The sequence below is a fragment of the Pseudomonas farris genome, from assembly GCF_019145235.1.
GTDB classification, from domain to species: domain Bacteria; phylum Pseudomonadota; class Gammaproteobacteria; order Pseudomonadales; family Pseudomonadaceae; genus Aquipseudomonas; species Aquipseudomonas farris.
In genome coordinates this window covers 187,483-209,168 of record NZ_JAHSTV010000006.1, presented here as the reverse complement: position 1 = coordinate 209,168, position 21,686 = coordinate 187,483, and the positions used below count along the sequence as shown (strand labels likewise).

Genomic DNA, 21,686 nt, shown 5'->3' with positions numbered 1-21,686 from the left:
GGGAATCTCCTACTTTGCTAATGGAAAAACCTTTCCACCGTTGAGCTCCAAGTTGAGTTTATTTAAACCCGACTCGAATCCAGATTTTGTGTTCGCCCCTTTCAGGGTTTCCCATACGTGTTGTTTATACGCATTGCCATGTACGCCTTCCCCGGCATGAGCGGTTGCTGTTGTATTTGGTAAGCGGGACTGTGGGTTTACAGGTAGCCATATACCATTTTCTTTCTGATTTATGTCAATACCAAGTCTGTCCATACGTCTTCTCAACCAGCGCATACGCACATCCTTCGAATTAGACATTACTATATGGTGGGCTCGATAGTTTGAGTTTGGCGCTTTACCCAAACGGCTTCCAAGAACTTTAGCATCGCTCGAGCAACTCAGGCCCAGAGCGTCTATCCAAGTGAATGGGTTAGGTGAGTACTGATAAAGATTGAGTCCCCCCGCCAACCCAATCGGATCCGGCGTCGTAAACCGACCCACATCCGGATCATAAAACCTGAACGTATTGAAATGCAGCCCCGTCTCCCGGTCCAGGTACTGCCCCTGAAACCGCAGGTTCTGCTCTTCAATGTAATACGGCTCGCGCACCTCTTCTAACGTGTTGCCCCACACCCGATAACTCGCCTGCCAGACGTTGTGGCCGTCCGCCTCGGTGAGCTGTTCCGGCAGGCCGTTCAGGTCGTTGTGGTAATAACGGATTTTTTGCAGCGGGCCGGTGCCGTCGACACGGGCCAGGGGTTCGTAACCTTCGTCTTCGTAGAGGTAGAGGCTGGTCTGTTGATGGCGATGCTCCTGCAACAGACGCAGGCCGTCCCAGGTGAAGCGGGTTTCGCCGAGTGGGTAGCCGTTGGTGTCGTGCTCGGTTTTTTCGATGCGCCGACCCAGTGGGTCGTAGGTCATCCTGAGCACGCTGCCGTTTTCATTGCGCACTTCAATCAATCGGCTTTCGGCGTCGTAACCGAAGCGCTGCAGGCCCCGTTTAGCGCTGCGTTTTTCGATCATCCGGCCAAACGCGTCGTAGCGGTAACGCTTGTCCTGATAGGTCAGCAGTTTGTTGTGCACCACCAGTCCGGCGCCGGGTTGCGGGCCGTCCAGCAGGTTGGCGGCGTCGTCGTAGGCGAAGGTTTCGCGCTGGCCGTGCAGGCTGTCCTGGCTGGCGATGATGCGGCCGGTGGCGTCGTAGTGCAGCAGTTGGCGGTGTTGAGCGGCGGGTTGTTGGTCGAGTTTACCGATCAGGTTGTCGGCGGGGTCGTACTCGAAATGTTTCTGCACGGCGGCCGGCATCAGCGATGGCTGGCTGGTGTGTCGGCGTTGGCGTGAGCGCAAGCGCCCGCTGCGGTCGTATTCGCTGCGGGTGCTGATCTGGCCTTGGGTGCGCAGCACTTCGCGGTGCAGGCGGTCGCGTTCGAAGTCGCTGATGACCTGGCCGTCGAGGTTGATCTGGTGCAGGTGGCCGCTGCCGTAGTACAGGCGATTGAGCCAGCGACCGTCGGGCAGTTGGGTCTGGATCAGGTTGCCGAGTTCGTCGTAGTGGTATTGCAGACTGCCAGCCGCGCTTTGTTCTTCGAGCAGCTGGCCGAGGGCGTCGTAGGTGAAGCTCAGGGTTTATGCGTTGCCCTGGCGATGAGCCGGCCGACAGCGTCGCGTTCCGATGCACGATGGAGTCCAGGGGCGTCTCGGGGACGATGGCCAAGCCGTTGCCGTAAGACGCCGGAACAGCCGTTATCGCCGCGATGTTATCCAGCCGGTCATAGGTGTAGCACTTGGCGCTGTCTTCAGGTCCTATTGAGAGTGTCGTCAATTTTGCAGAGGTGAAGTCAGAGCGACGCTCTTCCAGCTTGCCTTACGTTTTTTCTCCAAGAGCGAGGCTAAGGCATCGCCTTCAGGGGGACCCTTTTTTGTCAGTTTTAGAGGAGTCAGAACGTAGAGTTTTACCGAATCCTCATGATCTTCAATTTCTGCATCGCCGGTAGTGTTCCAAATTTTATCCACGACAATGAGCGCCTCAATATCCGCTGGCCAGCCCAGCTGACTAAAGGCTTTATCCGTTCGTAAAATCACCTGACCCTCGGTTAAAGGCGAGTCTTTGAGGGTTTTTTCAGACAACACAGTCAGTACCGCCTGAGGGAACATCCAGGGGCTATCGATGGCAAAGCCTTTTTTGGGAAGGCGCCAGCTTCCGGGAAGACAGATAAAAAGTTCTGTGCGTGGTTTTTCAACAAAAAGACCGACTGTAAACAAGAGTTTAAAGTCGTTTTTGTTCGCGATGCAGCTGACTCTGAAATTTACTTCCAATGATCCGGATTGAGGGATTAGTTCTTTAGGTAATACCCAGCCAGCGGTCCTGCACACAAAATCGATAATCCCTGCTCCAGGCAGAGTTTCTTCATCAGGCGCCTTTTCAACGGCCGAGATAGCGCCTTGTGCTTTCAGGCAGTTGAAAATTTCAGGGAAGCTCCAGCTCTGAGCTAAATCGAGGGCTGTTCGATTGAGCTTGGCATGTAATCTATTGACGTCCGGATGGTACTTGAGCAGGAGGTCGACTGTTTCTTTTTGCCCGAAAGTGACTGCGGTTATCAGTGGAGATGCAACCGAGAGAGGAGAGCCATTAACATCAGCTCCTGCCTCCAGAAGCCAGCGCACTGTTTCTAAATGTCCATTTTTTGCTGCCAGTGCAAGCGCCGTAGTATTGCCTGAGCCAGCAGTGGGTTGGTCTAGGTCAATGCCCAAATCAACTAGCAATGCACACACTGCAACCTGGTTTCTCTCTGCGGCATGATGCAGAAGTCCTGGATAGCTCAAAAGATCATAACGTGGGGGGGCCAGCAGCTCTGGATGAGCGTCTAGCTGGGCACGTAAAAGCTCAATATTCCCTGTCTCTATATGAGCATAAAGTTCTCGGACAAGAGGGGCATTTGTTCCGTATGTTTTTTCTAGGCTAGTCATCTAAAAATTCACCATTTCTCATTTTCTCGCCCATCGCATTCAGCGACTCAATCACTTTGCTTTTTCCGCCTTTTCGGGCCTCTGCGAGTGTTCGTGACACTTTGCGGGCACTAGCGATTGTGTGGTTCCCACTACCATTGGGAGCCCATACGAAGTTGTGAGGGCTGTCATTCAAGCCGATACCAAATCTCTTTAGAACACCCTGAGCATGGGCCACATATCGGCGATTGCTGTCTGTCCAATTTTTGGGCGCCTTAGGGTGCCGTCTGTGAGGGTTTCTATAGGCTGTATAAGATATTGTAGAACGAGGTTGGATTGTCTTTTATCAAGGATAGATCCTGACCTATGGGTATATTTTCGAATAATGATTTACTGATTGCCATTCGACTTGTCCGGATTGAATCCGGGGTTGCTTATCTTAGTGGCACAGGTAAACGTCGGGTTAAAGGTCGCAGATTCTCACGATCCGTCCACAATCCAGGGAATACTTCAAATTTCAAATCGTCACGGTTAAGTCCAGTATCGAAATAGCGGCACAATCTGTCGCTCAAGTCTTCGTCCCCCCACATATTAGTAAGCTCATACTTTTCAATAGCGTCGCGATTTTTTGAAAGCTTCAGCTCTTTTTGAAGCACGGGTGCCAAGCTGTAATCGATAGCGCAGTCTTTGCCGGTATCGATCAGGTCGGCACCGCGAAAGGGAAAACCGCCCTCAAAGTTAACGTGCGGCCTTAACCAGTAACGTTCGTGGTCTGACAGGACCAGTGGAGTCGCAGGCTGTAGTTTTTCGACGGCAAGTCGTTGGGAAACTACCTTCCCTACAAAACCGCTGAACAGAATTTTGCTGTCATCCAGCACGAGATCGCTCCAAATGCCGTTCACACTCTTCACGTCGTAAAAACGCATGACGGAATTCTTGATCATCTGGCCTACGGTATATAGATCGTCTCGCAGTTTGAGGATGACTACATCGCCTTCTTTCCAGGTTATGCGTTTGGCCATGGGACTCACTCCAGTGCGGACACTCAAAACTGAGCCCCGTTGTTTCGCTTACTCCTCGTATACATCCTCTTCATTAATCAGCCCTTGAACAAACCGAAGGAAATTCGAGCAGACCAGCTTTTCGGATTCAGCCTGATTTTCTTCAGGGCTAAGGTCACTATCAAAGCTGTCAGTCGTGAAGTAACTAACGACCTCCGTATCAAGATTCAGGCAAAAGAAGTTGCCACCCCAGTCGTTCGCGAAAGGCAGAAGGTGTGCAGGAAGTACCTGTTTATTTAGCATCAACTTGTAGGTGGACAGCAGCGAGGAGTCGCCACCGGTAATTGGCTTGAATGCAGCCACTTCCAGTGGCTCATCAAAATCTTCGCTGACCCAATAGGTCCGCTCCGGTACACCGCCGTTGTACTTGAGGTAATGGTTTCTAAAGGGCGTCGGTAGCTTCTTGCCAATGACGGATTCCAGGTGATCCAGATCCGCTAACGTAATGGCCGCTTCGTCATTTGAGAATGTGTTTTCAAGCATTGTTAATCTCCGGTTATGAGCAGCGCCCAGGTTTGGGTTTAGGAATCTTGTTAGCTAGCCAACCTTTTTTGGATGCCGCAAGGACTGACTCGGTGCTCTCGTACTTAACCTTGAAGTGTTTTTCATATTGAGCGACCGAACCACCATGCGGGAACGTAGCCTCATGCGCAGCTGTTTTGACAAGCTGCATCGTGGTTGTACCTGTTTTGGGGTTGAAGTCATCAACGTGGTGCCAGGTATAGCCCGTCGCTGCTTTCTTAGGAATACCGGCTTCTTTGAAGGCTTGCGTGAAGTCACGGCCCCTTGCGCCTTGCATCTTGATGGTCACGATATTCTTTTGTGAGCCCGTTGTTGGAAACAGGTCGCTGCTTCCGGTGAAGTCCACCCCTGCAAACGCCCAACCCCATGGATCCGCCCAGCCAATAGGGTTTGGAGCGTATTGGTAAAGATTGAGACCACCTTCCAACCCAATCGGATCCGGCGTCGTAAACCGACCCACATCCGGATCATAAAACCTGAACGTATTGAAATGCAGCCCCGTCTCCCGGTCCAGGTACTGCCCCTGAAACCGCAGGTTCTGCTCTTCAATGTAATACGGCTCGCGCACCTCTTCTAACGTGTTGCCCCACACCCGATAACTCGCCTGCCAGACGTTGTGGCCGTCCGCCTCGGTGAGCTGTTCCGGCAGGCCGTTCAGGTCGTTGTGGTAATAACGGATTTTTTGCAGCGGGCCGGTGCCGTCGACACGGGCCAGGGGTTCGTAACCTTCGTCTTCGTAGAGGTAGAGGCTGGTCTGTTGATGGCGATGCTCCTGCAACAGACGCAGGCCGTCCCAGGTGAAGCGGGTTTCGCCGAGTGGGTAGCCGTTGGTGTCGTGCTCGGTTTTTTCGATGCGCCGACCCAGTGGGTCGTAGGTCATCCTGAGCACGCTGCCGTTTTCATTGCGCACTTCAATCAATCGGCTTTCGGCGTCGTAACCGAAGCGCTGCAGGCCCCGTTTAGCGCTGCGTTTTTCGATCATCCGGCCAAACGCGTCGTAGCGGTAACGCTTGTCCTGATAGGTCAGCAGTTTGTTGTGCACCACCAGTCCGGCGCCGGGTTGCGGGCCGTCCAGCAGGTTGGCGGCGTCGTCGTAGGCGAAGGTTTCGCGCTGGCCGTGCAGGCTGTCCTGGCTGGCGATGATGCGGCCGGTGGCGTCGTAGTGCAGCAGTTGGCGGTGTTGAGCGGCGGGTTGTTGGTCGAGTTTACCGATCAGGTTGTCGGCGGGGTCGTACTCGAAATGTTTCTGCACGGCGGCCGGCATCAGCGATGGCTGGCTGGTGTGTCGGCGTTGGCGTGAGCGCAAGCGCCCGCTGCGGTCGTATTCGCTGCGGGTGCTGATCTGGCCTTGGGTGCGCAGCACTTCGCGGTGCAGGCGGTCGCGTTCGAAGTCGCTGATGACCTGGCCGTCGAGGTTGATCTGGTGCAGGTGGCCGCTGCCGTAGTACAGGCGATTGAGCCAGCGACCGTCGGGCAGTTGGGTCTGGATCAGGTTGCCGAGTTCGTCGTAGTGGTATTGCAGACTGCCGGCCGCGCTTTGTTCTTCGAGCAACTGGCCGAGGGCGTCATAGGCGAAGCTCAGGGTTTGTGCGTTGCCGTGGTGGTCGGTGAAGGTGACGGCGGTGAGCTGGTCCAGTGGGTCGTAGGTGTAGTCGGTACGGCCATCGTCGGTGAGTTTGGCGATCAGCCGGCCGACAGCGTCGCGTTTCAGTCGATGAACGATGGGGGCCAGGGGCGTCTCGGGGACGATGGCCAAGCCGTTGCCGTAAGGCGCCGGCACAGCCGTTATCGTCGCGACGTTATCCAGCAGGTCATAGGTGTAGCGCTTGGCGCTGCCATCCAGATCCTGTTGTTCGGTCAGCCGATCGCCGGCATCCCAGGCAAACCGATAACTTTCGCCGTTTTCATTGGTCAGCGCTTGCAGCCGCCCGTAGCTGTCATACCCGAACTGCACCTGTCGGCCATGGGCGTCGGTACGCTGGCGCACCTGGCCGCGACGGTTGTGTTGATAGAGCGTGGTGTGCCCGGCCGGGTCGGTATAACCGGTCAATTGGCCGCTGACGTCGCGCTGATACTGTTCGGTGCGCCCGTCCGGCAATTGGCTGCTGAGCAACCGCCCCTGGGCGTCGTAGCTGAATTGGGTGCGTTCGCCGAGGGCATCGGTGATGGTTTGCAGATAGCCCCGGTTGTCGTAGCTGAACCGCGTCGGATAACCCGAGCAATCAATGTGTTCGATCAATTGGCCGAACGGGTTCCAGCGCAGCTTTTTGCTTTTGCCGGTGGCGTCGATGATCTCGATGACCTGACCGTGGGTGTCGTAGCGGTATCGCGTGATGTGGCCCAGCGGATCGGTTTCGGCGATGCAGTTGCCGCGCTGTTCGTAGCGATACTGCCAGCTGTTGCCGGCAGCGTCGGTTTCCACCAGCGGCAAGGCCCAGAGCTCCAGCCACAAGGTCGAATCACTGCGGCCCAGCGGGTCGGTTTCGCCGATCAGGTTGCCGGCGTCGTCGTAGCTGTATGCGTAGTGCCCGCCCTGTGGGTCGGTGGCGCTGAGCAATTGACGCTCGTCGTTCCACTCGAACTGCCAGGTCTGGCCAAGGTTGTCGCTGTATTCGGTGATCTGGTGCTGGCTGTTCCACCGTCGTGTACTGACGCGTTGCAAGCCATCGGTGATGCGCGTGACACCGGCGCCGAGGTCATAGTCGAACTGGTAAGCGTCGCCCTCGTCGGTCCAGTGCCGGACCACGCGCCATTCCAGGTCTTCAACCAACGCCCATTCATAGAAACAACGCAGCCCCGTGGGCAACTGGTGCTCGACCATCCGTTGTCCGGCGTCGTAGGCGAAGCGCCGTTGCACCTGGCCGGTGGCATCGCGCACTTCGGCCAGGTTGCCCATTGCGTCGTAGCCGTAGCTGACGAGTATTTCGCGGTGTTGGTCGGGGTACAGGCGTTCAACCCGAGCCACGCGTCCGCCTTCGTGAATCAGCTCGACCTGCACCAGATCGAAGGTATCCCGCAGGCGCGCCAACCGTCCGGTTTCGTCATAGTCGAGATAGATGCGGTTGTCATTGCGGTCACCCAATTGATCAAGGCGCAGCAGCGCTGTATTGCCCGGCGTTGGATTGAACAAGCGGTACACACCGTCATCGCTTTCAATCAACAACTGCCCATTAACATGCCGCCGAACACTAAGCCCTTCACCCGCGCTGAACACCGCGCCGCCCAGGGGGATTGAACCCATGTCGATGCGCCGGCCCTGTTCATCGGTGTAGACCAGCGTTTCACCGCCCTCCGGGTGAGGCAGGATTTCAACCCGCACCTCATAAGACACACTCCAACCCGCCCCGAACAACCCGTCGCGACGCTCGTCGCGGCTGTTGTAGAAGCGCTGCCAATCCATCGGCAAGATGCCAGGCAATACGAAATCCAGCTCTACATCGCCACCCAGCACCTTGGCTCCGGTGGCGGCATGCACCGGGTTCGACGAGCCCATGGCGGCGTTGGCCATCGCCCCCATCGCGCTGCTGACGGCCATCGACGTCGCGCCACCGATCAGCATGCACGGCAGGTTACTCAGGAATTTTCCCTTGCCGCCCTTGAGCATCAGCAACGCGGTGACCGCCAGGCCCACGCCCGGGGTCTTGCCGCTGCGGATCTCGCGCACCACCACCGAGCCGCCGCCAATGGTCACGTTGGAGGAAATCAGACCGGACGACACCACCTTGGCGTCGCAGGTGCTGCGGTCGCCGCTGCGCACGGCGGGCTGACCGTTGATAGTGACCTTGTCCGAGCCCTCGGCCATGAACTGCGGCGGCATCGGCGGATGCTTCATACAGACGAGCAGGTCCAGCGGCTTGGGCACCGCGCCGGGCGCCGGGGTGGCGACGGTGGGGCGCCACATCTGGGAGAAGAAGCTCTCGGCCATGTCCAGGTAACTGGCTTCGGCTTCGGGCTCGGGCGCCTCCAGTTCGGTACCGGCCGGCGCGACATGGGACGGAATCGCCCCGGCGGCCCGAGCGGCGGGAATGTTGTTGGTGAGGGTGTTGGTGGAGCCGGTGAGAATGTTCGCCTGCACCGTGGGCGGGAAGAGGGCGTTGCTGAAACTCTCGCATAAATTGCTCAGGCCTTTGTCGGCCCCGGTCTTGCTCATGGCGAGGCCGACAATCGTGCCCACCACCAAGCCGAGCACGACGCAACCCAACCCCCCGGTGACGACCGTGATGCCCGTGGCCGCGACCACGGCAGCCGTCGCCACCGCGGTGATCGCAATATTCGCCGCCACCTCCAGCACGCCGCCAAGAATGTCGGCCATCATCGAGGTGTGGTTGAGTGCATCGCCCAGCCGGGCGGCCCAGAGCGCGTCAGACATGCAAGGTGCTCATCAGGCCGGAACGTCGAACAACAGCGAACTCTTGATGGTCGCCCAATGTGCGGCTTCGGCATCGCCGAGTTTTTCGGCCTTCACGTAGCTCAGGGCGAGCATTTTGCGAGTGCCGGGCAACACCAGTGCCAACTGGTATTGGAAGACTTTGTCGTTGCCCTTGTTGAACTGGCTGCGCAACTCGATGCCTTCGACTTCCTGGCTGGCGCCCAGACGCACGGCGACGCCCGGTTGAAAACGCAAGTCTTGCACTTGTTTTTCCAGACGCTTGAGCTGGTCGTCGAAGTTGCTTTGCAGGGTTTCGCCCTCGGCCAGCAAGCTGCGGCTGACAATCAGCGAAGTGCCCAGTTCAGGGAACTTGAGGATGTTGATCGACGCGTCTTGCAGTTCGCTTGCCGGCAGTTGGAACTGGAATTCATTGATTCGGTAAGTCATGGAACACAGATCTCGTGATTAGCCCTTGGGTTTGGGAAACGCGGCATTGATGTTGGCGTCGATGCTGGCCTTGACGCCCTGGCCATCAGGCGTGGCGCCAGCGCCGCCGCCGTTGTTCAGGTGCAGCACGCCGCCGGTGTTGAACTCGGCATCACCGCTGGCATAGAAGCTGATTTGCACGCCGGTCAGGTTGATCTGGCCGCTGGCATTGAGCTCCAGGATGCTTTCACCACAGACCAGCCGCAGGTTCTCGCCCACTTCAATGACATAGCTCTGGCTGATGCTGTCGGTCTTGCGTTGGCCCACCGAAAGAATGTCTTCCTGTTTGACGATACGCAGACGGTTGTTGCCGATGGTCACCGTCTCGTTATGCCCGATGCTCTTGTTGCGGTCGTGGCCCACCGAGTGGCTTTCATCCACCTCGACCACGATGTCCTGATTGCGCTCGGCATGGATGTACAGCTGTTCGGCGCCTTTCTTGTCTTCCATGCGGATTTCGTTGAAATTCGCCGGTGTGCCGCCCTTGCTCGAACGGCTTTTCATGCCGCTTTGGGTGGCGTTTTCCGGCAAGTCGTAAGGCACGGTTTGTTCCGCGTTGTAGACGCGGCCGGTGATGATCGGCCGGTCCGGGTCGCCTTCGAGGAAGCTGACGATTACTTCCTGGCCGATTCGTGGGATCTGCATCGAGCCCCAGTTTTTACCGGCCCAGGATTGCGACACGCGAATCCAGCACGAACTGTTTTCGTTGGACTGGTCGTGGCGGTCCCAATAGAAATGCACTTTCACCCGGCCGAATTGGTCGGTCCAGATTTCCTCGCCCTTGGGGCCAACCACCAGTGCGGTCTGCGGACCTTTGACGATGGGGCGGTGGGTGTTGGGCAGGGGGCGGTAGCTTTGTTGGGCGTCGATGCAGGTCAGGCTGCTTTCGAACTGCGCCGAAGCAGCAGCGCCGCCGGTTTCCCCGCTTTCCTGGGCGACGTAGTAACGGGCGCCGACGATCAGGTATTCGCGGTTCTGGTCCTGGCGGCTGAAGCCCGTGAGGCTGAACAAATGACCCGACCCCAGACCCCGGGCGTTGCCGGCGAACTCGACCTGTTCGTGCAGCGTCTGCAAGGCTTCGATGCGGGTGCGGGCGTAATGTTCGCCGTCTGCGCTTTGCACATAGGTGCCGGGATAGTCGTACAGGGGATAATCGCCGGCGGTGTGCGGACGAGGCATGGCCGAGCGCACGTCAATTCGCGCACTGGGGCGCTGGAAGTCATAGTCGTTGAGTTCCAGCGAACCCGGCTGGACTTCCTGGGCCAGGTGCCAATCGTGGATGTGATCACGTTCGCGCTGCTGTTCATTCTTGGGGTAGTAGGGCACCGAAGCGTAGCCGGGCACGCTGGTGTGGGCGCCGTAGGCATCGGCCAACACCAGCACGTGACGACCCTGTTCATGGCGGAAGAAGTAGTAGATCCCTTCCTGTTCCATCAGGCGGCTGACGAAATCGAAGCTCGTTTCGCGATACTGCACGCAGTATTCCCACTCGCGATAGGACCGGCTCAGGGCATCTTCGAAATCGGAAAAACCCAAATCGCGAAAAACCTGCTTGATGATCTGCGGGATGGTCAGGTTCTGGAAAATCCGGCAATCGGAGGTGCGGGTCAGCAGCCATAGCCAGGGCCGCAGCGTGGCCTGGTAGCTGGCGAACTGGCCCTGGTCGACGTTCTGGCTGCAACGGGCAACGATGCCATGGAAATAGCGCTCGCCACCGCCGTCCAGTTGCAGGCTCAGGCACATGGGTTTGCCCAGCAACTGGTTGAGGTCGATGGCGTTGTCCAGCGAGTGCAATTGCAGCTCATAGTTGAACAGCCGCCCCAGCTCTTCGCCGCCGCCCAAGTCCTTGAGCAGCAGCACATCCGGCCCCAGGGGGCTGGTGATTTTTGCCAGGCGTGAGAGTTGCTTGAATAGCATCAGTTATCCCGTAAACGTTGTAATCGCCGCGCCGCTTTTTCCCTGCCGCAACCGGATCAAGTGTGGGAGCGGGCTTGCTCGCGAAGGGGCCATGACATCCAGCATCAATGTTGAATGTCAGTCCGCCTTCGCGAGCAAGCCCGCTCCCACATTGACCGTGTTCTAGTCAGGTCAGGTCAGGCCGCGTCGCTGAAGTCGTAGTGCAATTCGTTATCCCGGGCGCTGATCCGCACGCCTGCCAGCGCTTTGCCTTCGAGCATGCGGGTGAGGAACTCGCGGCTCATGTCCGGCAGCAGGCTGTTGGTCAGAATGGTGTCGATCATCCGCCCACCGCTTTCGGTTTCGGTGCAGCGGGAGACGATCAGGTCGATCACTGCTTCGTCGTAATCGAAGGCCACTTTATGGGTGTTCTCCACGCGCTTTTTGATGCGGTTGAGCTGCAGGCGGGTAATGGCCTTGAGCATCTCGTCGCTGAGCGGGTAGTACGGAATGGTCACCAGGCGGCCCAGCAATGCCGGCGGGAAAATCTCCAGCAGCGGTTGGCGCAGGGCCTTGGCGATCTCTTCAGGCGCAGGCACGTTTTGCGGGTCTTTGCAGACTTTGGCAATCAACTCGGTGCCAGCGTTGGTGGTCAGCAGGATCAAGGTGTTCTTGAAGTCGATCACCCGGCCTTCGCCGTCCTCCATCACGCCTTTGTCGAAGACCTGGAAGAAGATCTCATGCACGTCCGGGTGGGCTTTTTCCACCTCGTCCAGCAGCACCACGCTGTAGGGTTTGCGCCGCACGGCTTCGGTCAGCACGCCGCCTTCGCCATAGCCGATGTAGCCCGGTGGCGCGCCCTTGAGGGTGGACACGGTGTGAGCTTCCTGGAATTCGCTCATGTTGATGGTGATGACGTTCTGCTCACCGCCGTACATGGCTTCAGCCAGGGCCAGGGCCGTTTCGGTCTTGCCCACGCCGGAGGTGCCCGCGAGCATGAACACGCCAATCGGCTTGCTCGGGTTGTCGAGGCCGGCGCGGGAGGTCTGGATGCGCTTGGCGATCATCTGCAAGGCATGGTCCTGGCCGATGATGCGTTTTTTCAGGTGCTGGTCGAGGTTGAGCACGGTTTCCAGTTCGTTACGGGCCATGCGGCCCACCGGAATACCGGTCCAGTCGGCGACCACCGAGGCCACGGCCTGGTAATCGACCGTCGGCAGAATGAGCGGGGTTTCCCCTTGCAGGGCGCTGAGGCGCTGTTGCAGGTCCACCAGTTTCTCGCGCAGGGCGTGGCTGTCGTCACTGCCAACGTCGCTGTCTACCACGCCGACGCTTTCGCGCAGGGTGGCGCGGGTGGCGAGCAGTTCGTCCACCAGGGTTTTCTCTTCGGCCCAGCGGCTTTCGAGTTCGGCCAGGCGTTCGCGCTCGGCGGCCAGCAGGTTTTCGCTGTTGCTCTGGCGGGCACCGATGACGATGCCAATAGCGTGCTCGCGGGCGATGATTTGCAGTTCGGTTTCCAGCGCCTCGATGCGGCGACGACTGTCGTCCACTTCGGCCGGCACGGCGTGCAGGCTGATGGCGACCCGGGCGCAAGCGGTGTCCAGCAGGCTCACGGATTTGTCCGGCAATTGGCGCGCCGGGATGTAGCGATGGGACAGCTTGACCGAGGCTTCCAGGGCTTCGTCAAGGATCTGCACCTGATGGTGTTTCTCCATGGTCGAGGCCACGCCACGCATCATCAACAGCGCTTTGTCTTCGGACGGCTCGGCGACTTGTACCACCTGGAAGCGACGGGTCAGGGCCGGGTCTTTCTCGATATGCTTTTTGTACTCGGCCCAGGTCGTGGCGGCCACGGTGCGCAGGGTGCCCCGGGCCAGGGCCGGTTTGAGCAGGTTGGCCGCATCCCCGGTGCCGGCGGCGCCACCGGCACCTACCAGCGTGTGGGCTTCGTCGATAAACAGGATGATCGGTTTTGGCGAGGCCTGGACGTCTTCGATGACCTGGCGCAGGCGCTGTTCGAATTCACCTTTCATGCTCGCGCCGGCCTGCAACAGGCCGACGTCGAGGCTGCGCAGTTCCACGTCCTTGAGCGCTGGCGGCACGTCACCGGCGACGATGCGCAGGGCAAAGCCTTCGACCACGGCGGTTTTACCGACGCCGGCTTCACCGGTCAGAATCGGGTTGTTCTGCCGGCGGCGCATGAGGATGTCCACCAGTTGGCGGATTTCTTCGTCACGCCCGACAATCGGATCAAGCTTGCCGCTGCGGGCCTGCTCGGTGAGGTCGACGGTAAAACGCTTGAGCGCTTCCTGCTTGCCCATGGCACTTGGGGCCATGGCGCCGCTGGCTTCACCGGGCACGCTGCCTGCGTTGAAACCATCGCTGGCGCTGAGCGCATTTTCCGGCGAGTCACCGACGTATTCGTCAAAACGCTCACTCAGGGCCTCGACCTTGATCTTGTCGAACTCTGCCGACAGCCCCAATAGCCCATGGCGCAGGCTCGGCGTCTTGAGGATGCCCAGCACCAGGTAACCTGTACGCACCTGGCTTTCGCCGAACATCAGGCTGCCGTAGACCCAGCCACGTTCCACGGCTTCTTCCACATGGGAAGAAAGGTCAGTGATTGAAGTCGAGCCGCGTGGCAAACGGTCCAGGGCTTCGGTCAAGTCACGGGCCAGGCGCGCCGGCTCGATATTGAACTGGCGGATGATGCGGTGCAGGTCCGAGTCCTGCAGTTGCAGCAACTGATGAAACCAGTGGGCCAGCTCCACATAAGGGTTACCGCGCAACTTGCAGAACACGGTGGCGGCTTCGATGGCTTTGTAGGCCACGCTGTTGAGTTTGCCGAACAACGCGGCGCGACTGATTTCACCCATGCTCATGGCTCCTTGAGGTCTGTGAGGTGTTGGCCTGCTCGGCGTAATGCCGGGCCAGTATTAAATCCTTGGCATCTTTTTCGGGTTGGCCCAGCCAGGTATTGAAACCCAGACGGAACTGGCGATTGAGTTGCAGCGCTGGTACTTCGGGCTGTTTCAGAACCAGGTTCAGATCCCAATCCAGTTCATGGCCCAGGTATTCGGCCACCCAGGCCACCAGCTCATTGAAGGGTTGGCTACCGGGCAGCATGCCCATGTAGTCATCCAGCTTGAGTGGCCCCAGGCGAATGCGGAATTTGTGCTGGCGATCCCAGACGTAACGGCCCAGGCAAAAATCCACGCCCAATTGATGGGCGCTGGCGCCCACGCGGCTGCGTTCCGGCAGCTCCAGCCATTGGCCGACGTACTCTTCGATCTCCACCGGCAGGCCGAAGTACTCGCTGAGAATGGCCTTCAAACCGTCCGGGTAGCGGGTTTGTGCCGACAGATGACCGCTGTAATGCAACTTCGCCGTGTCGGGGATCAGCCCTTGTTTGAGCAGGCTCGGCATGCCCCGGCCGCTCAGTGCCGCCAGGCGTGCCGACCAGTAGTCATCGTCCGGGCGGTCATGGCTGACCGTCGGCCGCGCTTCGGCCCAGGCCCGGTAAAACAGGCTCAGCAGGCGGTGATGGAACACATCCAGGAAGCGTTTACTGGTGCTGTCGGCGTTGTTGCGCTGGCGTTCGCGCACATATTCGGTGATGTGCAGCGGCAATGGGCCGTTAGGGCCGCCGAGGCCGAAAAAGAACTGCTCCAGGCGCGCCGGCGCACCGTCGACGCCCGGCTGTACCGACGCCAGGGTCGCCGGGGCGAAGGTGCAATCGGCTTGTTGCCCAAGGCGCAGCGGATCATCGGCCAGGCGCAACGAATGGCCCAGGCGCGGCAGTTCAGGCGATTCGCACTCGATACGCCGCAACGCCTGGAAGAAGTCGTATTCCCAGGGCTCCTGGTGCATCGCGTCCAGGGTACTCACAGGGTCGGACGGCGTCCGGGCTTGGCTTTCCATCGCATGATCTCGCCGCGTTCGGTGGTACGGATCACCGTCTCGGTAAAACTGTTGATCGACACGTAGCGTGCCAGGAAGCGCTCGAACACTGCACCGAGCAAGAAGACTCCAGTGCCGCGAAACGCGTTTTCATCGAATTCCAGAGTGATCTCCAGGCCACGACCAAACACGATCGGGCCCGGCATTGGCAGCCGTCGGGTGCAGGCCTTGCTGCTGACTTCGCGCAGGCCTTCGATCTGCAATTGCAACGCCGCATCGTTGCTGTCGCCGTACAGACGCAGCAGTTCGCGCAGGGCGGCGGCGCCCTGGCCTTGCTCGCTGAGGGACAAGTAATTCAGCGAAAGCTGGCTGATCAACCGCCATGCCTTGGCGTCGTGGGCATGGCTGGCGCGTGGGCGGCTCGGGCCTGCCACGCAGCGCACCGCCGCCACCGGTGCGCTGTCGGCCAGGGTGAAGTCGGTCTTGCTGTTGCCCACGCTCATGAACAGCGGCAGGTCGCGGTTGGTGCATAACGCCGTTACGCCCAGTTGGCGCAGGTCGTGGTGATAAGGCGCCTGCTGGCTGTCCACCAGGCTGACGAAGGTTTCGCTGCCGATGTAAGTCGAGCGCGGGCCGTTGCGCCGCTGGCCGCTGGACAGCACGCGGGGTTCGCGCCGCACCGTGTACCAAGCCTGATCGCGGCCGTAGCGAGACGGATCACGTACCGCATAGAACGGCAAAAAAGGCTGCTCCGACCCGGTGCCGTGGCCGGTGAGGGTGGTCAGGGAATGAATCTCGAAATCCATCGGCCGGGTGCGGTCGGCGATCACATGGTGTTCATTGACCCGTTCCGACAAGTGGATGCGATCCAGGCGCTTGGGAAACAAGTTGATTGCCGGGGTGCAGAACGGCAGGAACTGCGCGGCTCCGACGCTGCCTTCCAGGCTCGGATCGTGACGGTCGAACAGCACGATCAATTCCAGTTCCTGGCCGTCGCAGCGTTTGACCGCCCGGCTCAGGTGGGTGAAGTCGACAAACAGGAAGCGGTGGGGCAGGGCGAAGTATTCCTGCAACAGGCGATAGCCCTGGAAGGCCCGCGAGACCACTGGCAGCGCGGCGTCGGTATCGTCGAATCCCTGGGAACGCAGTGCGTCCTGCGGCAGGCGTTCCACCCAGTCACCGCCGGGCTGACGGGCGAACACGGCGCAGACGTTGCCCAGTAGTTGTTCATAGAGGCGGAAGGGTTGCTCGTCTGCGCCATTGAGGTACAGCGGCAGGTTATCCAGGGCCAGACTGTTGAACGGTAGTTCGGCGCCGGTGCGCAGGGTCAGACGCAGACCGGCTTTGGCTTTGGGTTCGCTGGCGGCCAAGCGTCCGAGCATGGCGGACGGGTTGCCGAAGTACTCGGCCTGGCTGACCTGCAACGGCCACAACGTCACCGCGTGGGCGGTGCGGTACTCGCAGCAGGTTTGGGTTTCGCGGCCCAGGGCGGCGCGCAGGACCGTGTCCCGCGGCAGCGGGAAGCCGCTGCTCAGCGAGCCTTCATCGGGGTCGGCCTGCAATTGCACCACGGTCATCGACGGTGTCGGCGCCAGGTAATGGGGGTACGCGATTTCCAGCAGGTTATGAGTAAAGGTCGGGTATTCGGCATCGAGCTTGAGCTGTACCCGCGCCGTCAGATAAGCAAACCCTTCCAGCAAGCGCTCGACGTACGGGTCGGCGCAGTCCATGCCGGACAACGTCAGCCGACTGGCGATTTTCGGGTATTCCTGAGCGAACTCCGCCGCGCTTTCGCGCACGTGGTGCAATTCCTGGTTGTACAGTTCCAGCAGGCGCGGGTTCATGAGCGTCTCCGCTGTTCGGCGTTGATCACTCGCACATGACCGGATTCCAGGTCCAGGTCGGTTTGCAGCATCAGGCGCAGCGGCACTGGCTGGGCCCAGAGATCGCCTTCGATCTCGAAACTCAGGGCGTTGTGGTTCATCTCGGCGGATGCCCGGGCCCGCACGCGCAAAGTGTTGCGCAGAATCCGCGGTTCGAACGTGGCGATGGCCTGGTGGATCAGCGCTTCAAGCGCCGCGATATCGACGTTCGACGCACTGTTGCCGGCCAGGGCTGGCAGCCCGAAGTTGACCACTGAAGTGCCGGCCGGGGTGTGCAACGTCGCATCGGCGCTGAGCAACGACGTGGTGTTGAGCAGCCACGCCAAGTCACGCAGCACCGAGGCTTTCAGTTGGGTCAGGGAGAGCACGCGCTTGTCGGCGCTTTCCTTGAGGTTGCTCGGATCGTCGTCGGTCAACCGGTCCAGCAGGGACGGTTGCAGGCGATCGCGGGTGGCGATTTCGGTTACCACGAGAAATGCGCCACAAAATTTTTCTGGTCCATGACGCCGGTCATACAGCCAGCACTATGGGCGACCTTCGACACTTCCATTGGCTGGCCTTTGATTTGGCGGATGGCCTGATACCGAGCGTCACAATCACGACTTGGAGGCGGCTCGGGTATGGAGTGCTCCACGATAATGATTTGGGCGTTTTTGAAGGTTTCGACCCGTGGCTGACCTTTTCGATCGACACTCAGAAAACAAGGCCACGGCATGTCCAGTTTCAAGAGGCTTTGGTCCTGTTTGCGCAAGGCGCATTGCTGATCGTGTCTTTCCAGGGTCAGTGTTTGTCCGGCGACAATTACCTGATTGCCGGGTGCAGCGGATGGTTGCTGTTCGGCCCAGGCATTGAGGCTCAGCAGGCCGCCCGACAGTAGTATCAACAGGGTTCTTTTAATCATTTCAACCTTCAAAGCCCAATCTGTCTTGAGCGATGCGCAGAGTCGTGGACGATCGCATGTGAGGTCGGCTACCAAATGAAAAGACCCGTGTAATCTTTCTGATCCCCTGTACCGCGCAGGCAACTGGCACTGCGCGCGACCACCGAAGGTTCGAGCTGGCCTTTGACTTGGCGTACGGCGCGATACTCGGACCGGCATTCACGACTGTTCGCAGGATCAACGCTCACATGCAGCACGATCACGATTGGTACGTTATTGAAGGATTCGACGTGAGGTTTTCCCTGTCGGTCGACAGCAAATTGGCAAGGCCATGGCATCTCGAGGGGCAGCACGCTCTGATCCGGTTTACGCAACACGCATTGCTGCTGATCGTTCCCCAGCGTCAGTCGTTGTTCGCCCAGAGTGACGACCTGATCCTCGGAAGCAGGGGTAGCCTGTTGGCCGGCGCACGCCCACAGGCTCGACAATACGCAGCACAGGGCCGCCAGGTTTCGGCTGGATCTGATCATGCCAGCTCCCAGAACCAGATGGCTTTGGATCGGTATGCAGGGTCGCTATACCGGCCAATGGTCAGGCCGCGATTCCACAGGTCGATATGATCGCCGGTGCGATTGTCCGATGACTCTCCTGTCTGCTGGAAACAATCCTTGAAGAAGATGAGGCCGGTCTTGTCTTGTAACTTGCGGCGGTCGTCGGCGCTTCCACCGAGAATCTGTGGCCGTCCCAGATGATGCTTCCACAACCAGTTCGCCAGTGATTCGGCACCCCTCGCGTGTTCATGTTCACATTTGGGTTCGGTATAGGTGGATTTGTTGACCTTTATGGTCAGCTCCGCATTGAGCGTTATGCTCATGCGAATAGCACACTGGTTTGCCCAAGGCCCTTCGCAGGGCTTTGCGTCAGGGTACTTAATCAGGAGGTCGGAATACGCTTTCCACAAATTAATAAACGAAGGCTTGGCCATGACTCAGACACCGGAGGGAAAAGGATTGGATTCGAGCAAGCACCAAAATGCCCCCGACGTATAACGGCGGGGGCATGTTCGTTACACCTTGACGTTCTGGCGGATGTTCCAGCCGAACTTGACCGGCCCGCCTTCCTTGGTGCCATCGGCCTTTTGTGGCTGGTAGTCCACCAGCACCTTGGCGAAGTTCAGGGTGAGGTTTTCGGTCAAGCGATCATCGCTACCCGAGCCGCCGGTGCTCAGGGAAGTGACCAACACTTCTTCCAGGTTGATGATCATATACTCGACCTGGCTTTCGCCGCCGGCCTTGCGCACGGTCAGCTTGACCTTGTCGATGTGCTTGCCGCTGGCGCAGTGCATCATCAGGTTCGGTGAGGCTTTGTCGACGTACTTGGTCAGCGACAGGTCCTGGATGTTCACCTTGCCTGCACCACCACCGCTGCCCACGTGCATATTGCCGGACTGAGACATGCCCCAGCTCCAGTTCAAGACGTCGATTTCGTCCTTGTGGGCCTTGTCCATGGACTCGCCCTTGATGTCGCCGATCTTGATGAAAATATCAACAGCCATGTTTTCTCCCTGTGTGGTCTCTACCACATTGTGTTTTGTTGATCGTTCCCACGCTCTGCGTGGTAACGCATCTGGGGACGCTCCGCGTCAATGGGACGCGGAGCGTCCCGGGCGGCATTCCCACGCAGAGCGTGGGAACGATCACATCAAGGTCGGTGTTACGCGCCTTTGGCCGAAGGCAGCTTGGATACCAGGCGCAGCGACACGGTCAGACCTTCGAGCTGATAGTGCGGGCGCAGGTAGAACCTGGAGTTGTAGTACCCCGGGTTGCCTTCCACGTCCTCGACAATCACTTCGGCCGCAGCCAATGGGTGCTGGGCCTTGGTGGTTTCGGTGGAGTGCGCCGGGTCACCGTCGACGTAGTTGAGGATCCAGTCCTGCAACCAACGCTGCATTTCGTCCTTCTCTTTGAAGGAGCCGATCTTGTCGCGCACGATGCACTTCAAGTAATGGGCGAAACGGCAGGTGGCGAACAGGTACGGCAGGCGCGCGGCCAGGTTGGCGTTGGCGGTGGCATCCGGGTCGTCGTACTCGGCCGGTTTCTGCAACGACTGGGCGCCGATGAACGCGGCGAAGTCAGTGTTTTTCTTGTGCAGCAGCGGCATGAAACCGTTCTTCGCCAGTTCCGCTTCACGGCGGTCCGAAATGGCGATTTCGGTCGGGCATTTCATGTCCACGCCACCATCGTCAGTCGGGAAGGTGTGCGCCGGCAGGTTTTCCACTTCACCGCCAGACTCCACGCCACGAATGCGCGAGCACCAGCCGAAGTGTTTGAACGAGCGGTTGATGTTCACCGCCATGGCGTAAGCGGCGTTGGCCCACGTGTACTTGGAGCTGTCGGCACCGTCGGTGCTTTCTTCGAAGGCGAAGGCCTCCACCGGATCGGTCTTGGCGCCATACGGCAGACGCGCGAGGAAGCGCGGCATGGTCAGGCCGATGTAGCGCGAGTCTTCCGATTCGCGCAGCGAGCGCCAGCCGGCGTATTCCGGGGTGGTGAAGATTTTGGTCAGATCGCGCGGGTTCGACAGTTCCTGCCACGAGCCCATGCCCATCACGGTCGGCGATGCGGCAGCGATGAACGGCGAGTGCATGGCGGCGCAGACTTTCGACAACTCGCCCAGCAACTCGACATCCGGCGGCGACTGGTCGAAGTAGTAATCGCCCACGAGGCAACCGTAAGGTTCGCCGCCGAACTGGCCGTATTCTTCTTCGTACATCTTCTTGAAGATCGGGCTCTGGTCCCACGCGGTACCCTTGAATTTCTTCAGGGTCTTGTGCAGGTCGGTCTTGGAGATATTGAGCACGCGAATCTTCAGTTGCTCATCGCTCTCGGTGTTGTTCACCAGGTAGTGCAGGCCACGCCAGGCGCTTTCCAGTTGCTGGAAATCGGGGTGGTGAATGACCTGGTTGACCTGAGCGGTGAGCTTGGCGTCGATGGCGGCGATGATTGATTCGATCGACTTGATGGCGTCGTTGGACACCAGGTCGGTCTGCGCCAGAGCCTGTTCGGCCAAGGTGCGCACGGCGGTCTCGACGGCTTCACGAGCGCGTTCGGTCTTGGGTTTGAATTCTTGCAGCAGCAGGGAGGCGAACTCGCTGGCTTCTTCGGTGGTGCCCAGTGTCTGAGCGTCTGCACGTACTGAATCGGTCATGATCATTCGTCCTGATTAAGCCTGAGGCTCGGCTGGCTTCGGCGCACTGGCAAGTGCCTGGAGCAGCGCCGGATCCTTGATGGCCTTCATGATGATTTCTTCGGCACCGGTCTTGCCGTCCATGTAGGTCAGCAGGTTGGCCAGTTGGGTGCGCGCTTCGAGCAACTTGTTCAGCGAGTCGACCTTGCGCGCCACTGCGGCCGGGCTGAAGTCGTCCATGCTTTCAAAGGTGATGTCCAGGCTCAGGTTGCCTTCGCCGGTCAGCTCGTTGGGCACGTGGAACGCGACGCGTGGCTGCATGGCCTTGAGGCGCGAGTCGAAGTTGTCGACATCCACCTCGAGGAACTTGCGATCGGCCACGGGTGCCAGAGGCTCGGCGGGCTTGCCGGCGAGGTCCGCCATGACGCCCATGACGAAGGGCAACTGGACCTTTTTCTCGGCGCCGTAGAGCTCGACGTCGTACTCGATCTGCACTCGAGGCGCACGGTTGCGCGCGATGAATTTCTGAGAACTTTGCTTCGCCACGTTGCTGCTCCTGGTCGCTCAAGCGACGG

General features: G+C 59.2%; 16 protein-coding genes and 1 pseudogene. All 17 read right to left on the bottom strand.

What is annotated here, in order from left to right; translation table 11 throughout:
* Window positions 1-9: 9 nt before the first annotated feature.
* Window positions 10-1,780 (bottom strand): annotated as a pseudogene (locus tag KVG95_RS14555) (RHS repeat-associated core domain-containing protein); the annotation flags it as partial.
* A gap of 20 nt (window positions 1,781-1,800) precedes the next feature.
* A complete protein-coding gene (locus tag KVG95_RS14550; RefSeq protein WP_048397916.1) occupies window positions 1,801-2,949 on the bottom strand; it encodes an ankyrin repeat domain-containing protein in 1,149 nt (382 codons plus the stop codon).
* Window positions 2,950-3,362: 413 nt separating this feature from the next.
* Window positions 3,363-3,950: a DUF8309 domain-containing protein gene (locus KVG95_RS14545; RefSeq protein WP_217856919.1), complete on the bottom strand. Its 588-nt coding sequence runs from the start codon at window positions 3,948-3,950 to the stop codon at window positions 3,363-3,365.
* Window positions 3,951-3,998: 48 nt separating this feature from the next.
* Window positions 3,999-4,472, bottom strand: coding sequence for an SMI1/KNR4 family protein (locus KVG95_RS14540; protein ID WP_217856918.1), 474 nt, complete (start codon window positions 4,470-4,472; stop codon window positions 3,999-4,001).
* A gap of 13 nt (window positions 4,473-4,485) precedes the next feature.
* Window positions 4,486-8,880 (bottom strand): RHS repeat-associated core domain-containing protein, encoded by a 4,395-nt coding sequence (locus KVG95_RS14535; RefSeq protein WP_217856917.1) that lies wholly within the window; start codon window positions 8,878-8,880, stop codon window positions 4,486-4,488.
* Window positions 8,881-8,892: 12 nt separating this feature from the next.
* Window positions 8,893-9,327: a DcrB-related protein gene (locus KVG95_RS14530; protein WP_217856916.1), complete on the bottom strand. Its 435-nt coding sequence runs from the start codon at window positions 9,325-9,327 to the stop codon at window positions 8,893-8,895.
* A gap of 18 nt (window positions 9,328-9,345) precedes the next feature.
* Window positions 9,346-11,283 (bottom strand): type VI secretion system Vgr family protein, encoded by a 1,938-nt coding sequence (locus KVG95_RS14525; RefSeq protein ID WP_217856915.1) that lies wholly within the window; start codon window positions 11,281-11,283, stop codon window positions 9,346-9,348.
* A gap of 176 nt (window positions 11,284-11,459) precedes the next feature.
* On the bottom strand, window positions 11,460-14,138 hold the full coding sequence (gene tssH / locus KVG95_RS14520) for a type VI secretion system ATPase TssH (protein ID WP_217856914.1): 2,679 nt from the start codon (window positions 14,136-14,138) through the stop codon (window positions 11,460-11,462).
* Window positions 14,131-15,183: a type VI secretion system baseplate subunit TssG gene (tssG, locus tag KVG95_RS14515; protein ID WP_217856913.1), complete on the bottom strand. Its 1,053-nt coding sequence runs from the start codon at window positions 15,181-15,183 to the stop codon at window positions 14,131-14,133. The genes tssH and tssG overlap by 8 nt, the downstream gene beginning before the upstream one ends.
* Window positions 15,147-17,006: a type VI secretion system baseplate subunit TssF gene (tssF, locus tag KVG95_RS14510; RefSeq protein WP_217856912.1), complete on the bottom strand. Its 1,860-nt coding sequence runs from the start codon at window positions 17,004-17,006 to the stop codon at window positions 15,147-15,149. Before tssF ends, tssG begins: the two co-directional genes overlap by 37 nt.
* Window positions 17,003-17,515 (bottom strand): type VI secretion system baseplate subunit TssE, encoded by a 513-nt coding sequence (tssE, locus tag KVG95_RS14505; protein WP_007894480.1) that lies wholly within the window; start codon window positions 17,513-17,515, stop codon window positions 17,003-17,005. The genes tssF and tssE overlap by 4 nt, the downstream gene beginning before the upstream one ends.
* Window positions 17,509-17,958: a hypothetical protein gene (locus KVG95_RS14500; RefSeq protein WP_225923088.1), complete on the bottom strand. Its 450-nt coding sequence runs from the start codon at window positions 17,956-17,958 to the stop codon at window positions 17,509-17,511. Before KVG95_RS14500 ends, tssE begins: the two co-directional genes overlap by 7 nt.
* A 56-nt stretch (window positions 17,959-18,014) precedes the next feature.
* A complete protein-coding gene (locus KVG95_RS14495; protein ID WP_217856911.1) occupies window positions 18,015-18,455 on the bottom strand; it encodes a hypothetical protein in 441 nt (146 codons plus the stop codon).
* A complete protein-coding gene (locus tag KVG95_RS14490) occupies window positions 18,452-18,910 on the bottom strand; it encodes a type VI secretion system amidase effector protein Tae4 (protein ID WP_217856910.1) in 459 nt (152 codons plus the stop codon). The genes KVG95_RS14495 and KVG95_RS14490 overlap by 4 nt, the downstream gene beginning before the upstream one ends.
* Before the next feature lie 81 nt (window positions 18,911-18,991).
* A complete protein-coding gene (locus KVG95_RS14485) occupies window positions 18,992-19,480 on the bottom strand; it encodes an Hcp family type VI secretion system effector (RefSeq protein ID WP_007894494.1) in 489 nt (162 codons plus the stop codon).
* Between the two features lie 158 nt (window positions 19,481-19,638).
* Window positions 19,639-21,132 (bottom strand): type VI secretion system contractile sheath large subunit, encoded by a 1,494-nt coding sequence (gene tssC / locus KVG95_RS14480; protein ID WP_052967842.1) that lies wholly within the window; start codon window positions 21,130-21,132, stop codon window positions 19,639-19,641.
* 15 nt (window positions 21,133-21,147) lie between these two features.
* Window positions 21,148-21,657 (bottom strand): type VI secretion system contractile sheath small subunit, encoded by a 510-nt coding sequence (gene tssB, locus KVG95_RS14475; RefSeq protein WP_007894500.1) that lies wholly within the window; start codon window positions 21,655-21,657, stop codon window positions 21,148-21,150.
* Window positions 21,658-21,686: the final 29 nt, after the last annotated feature.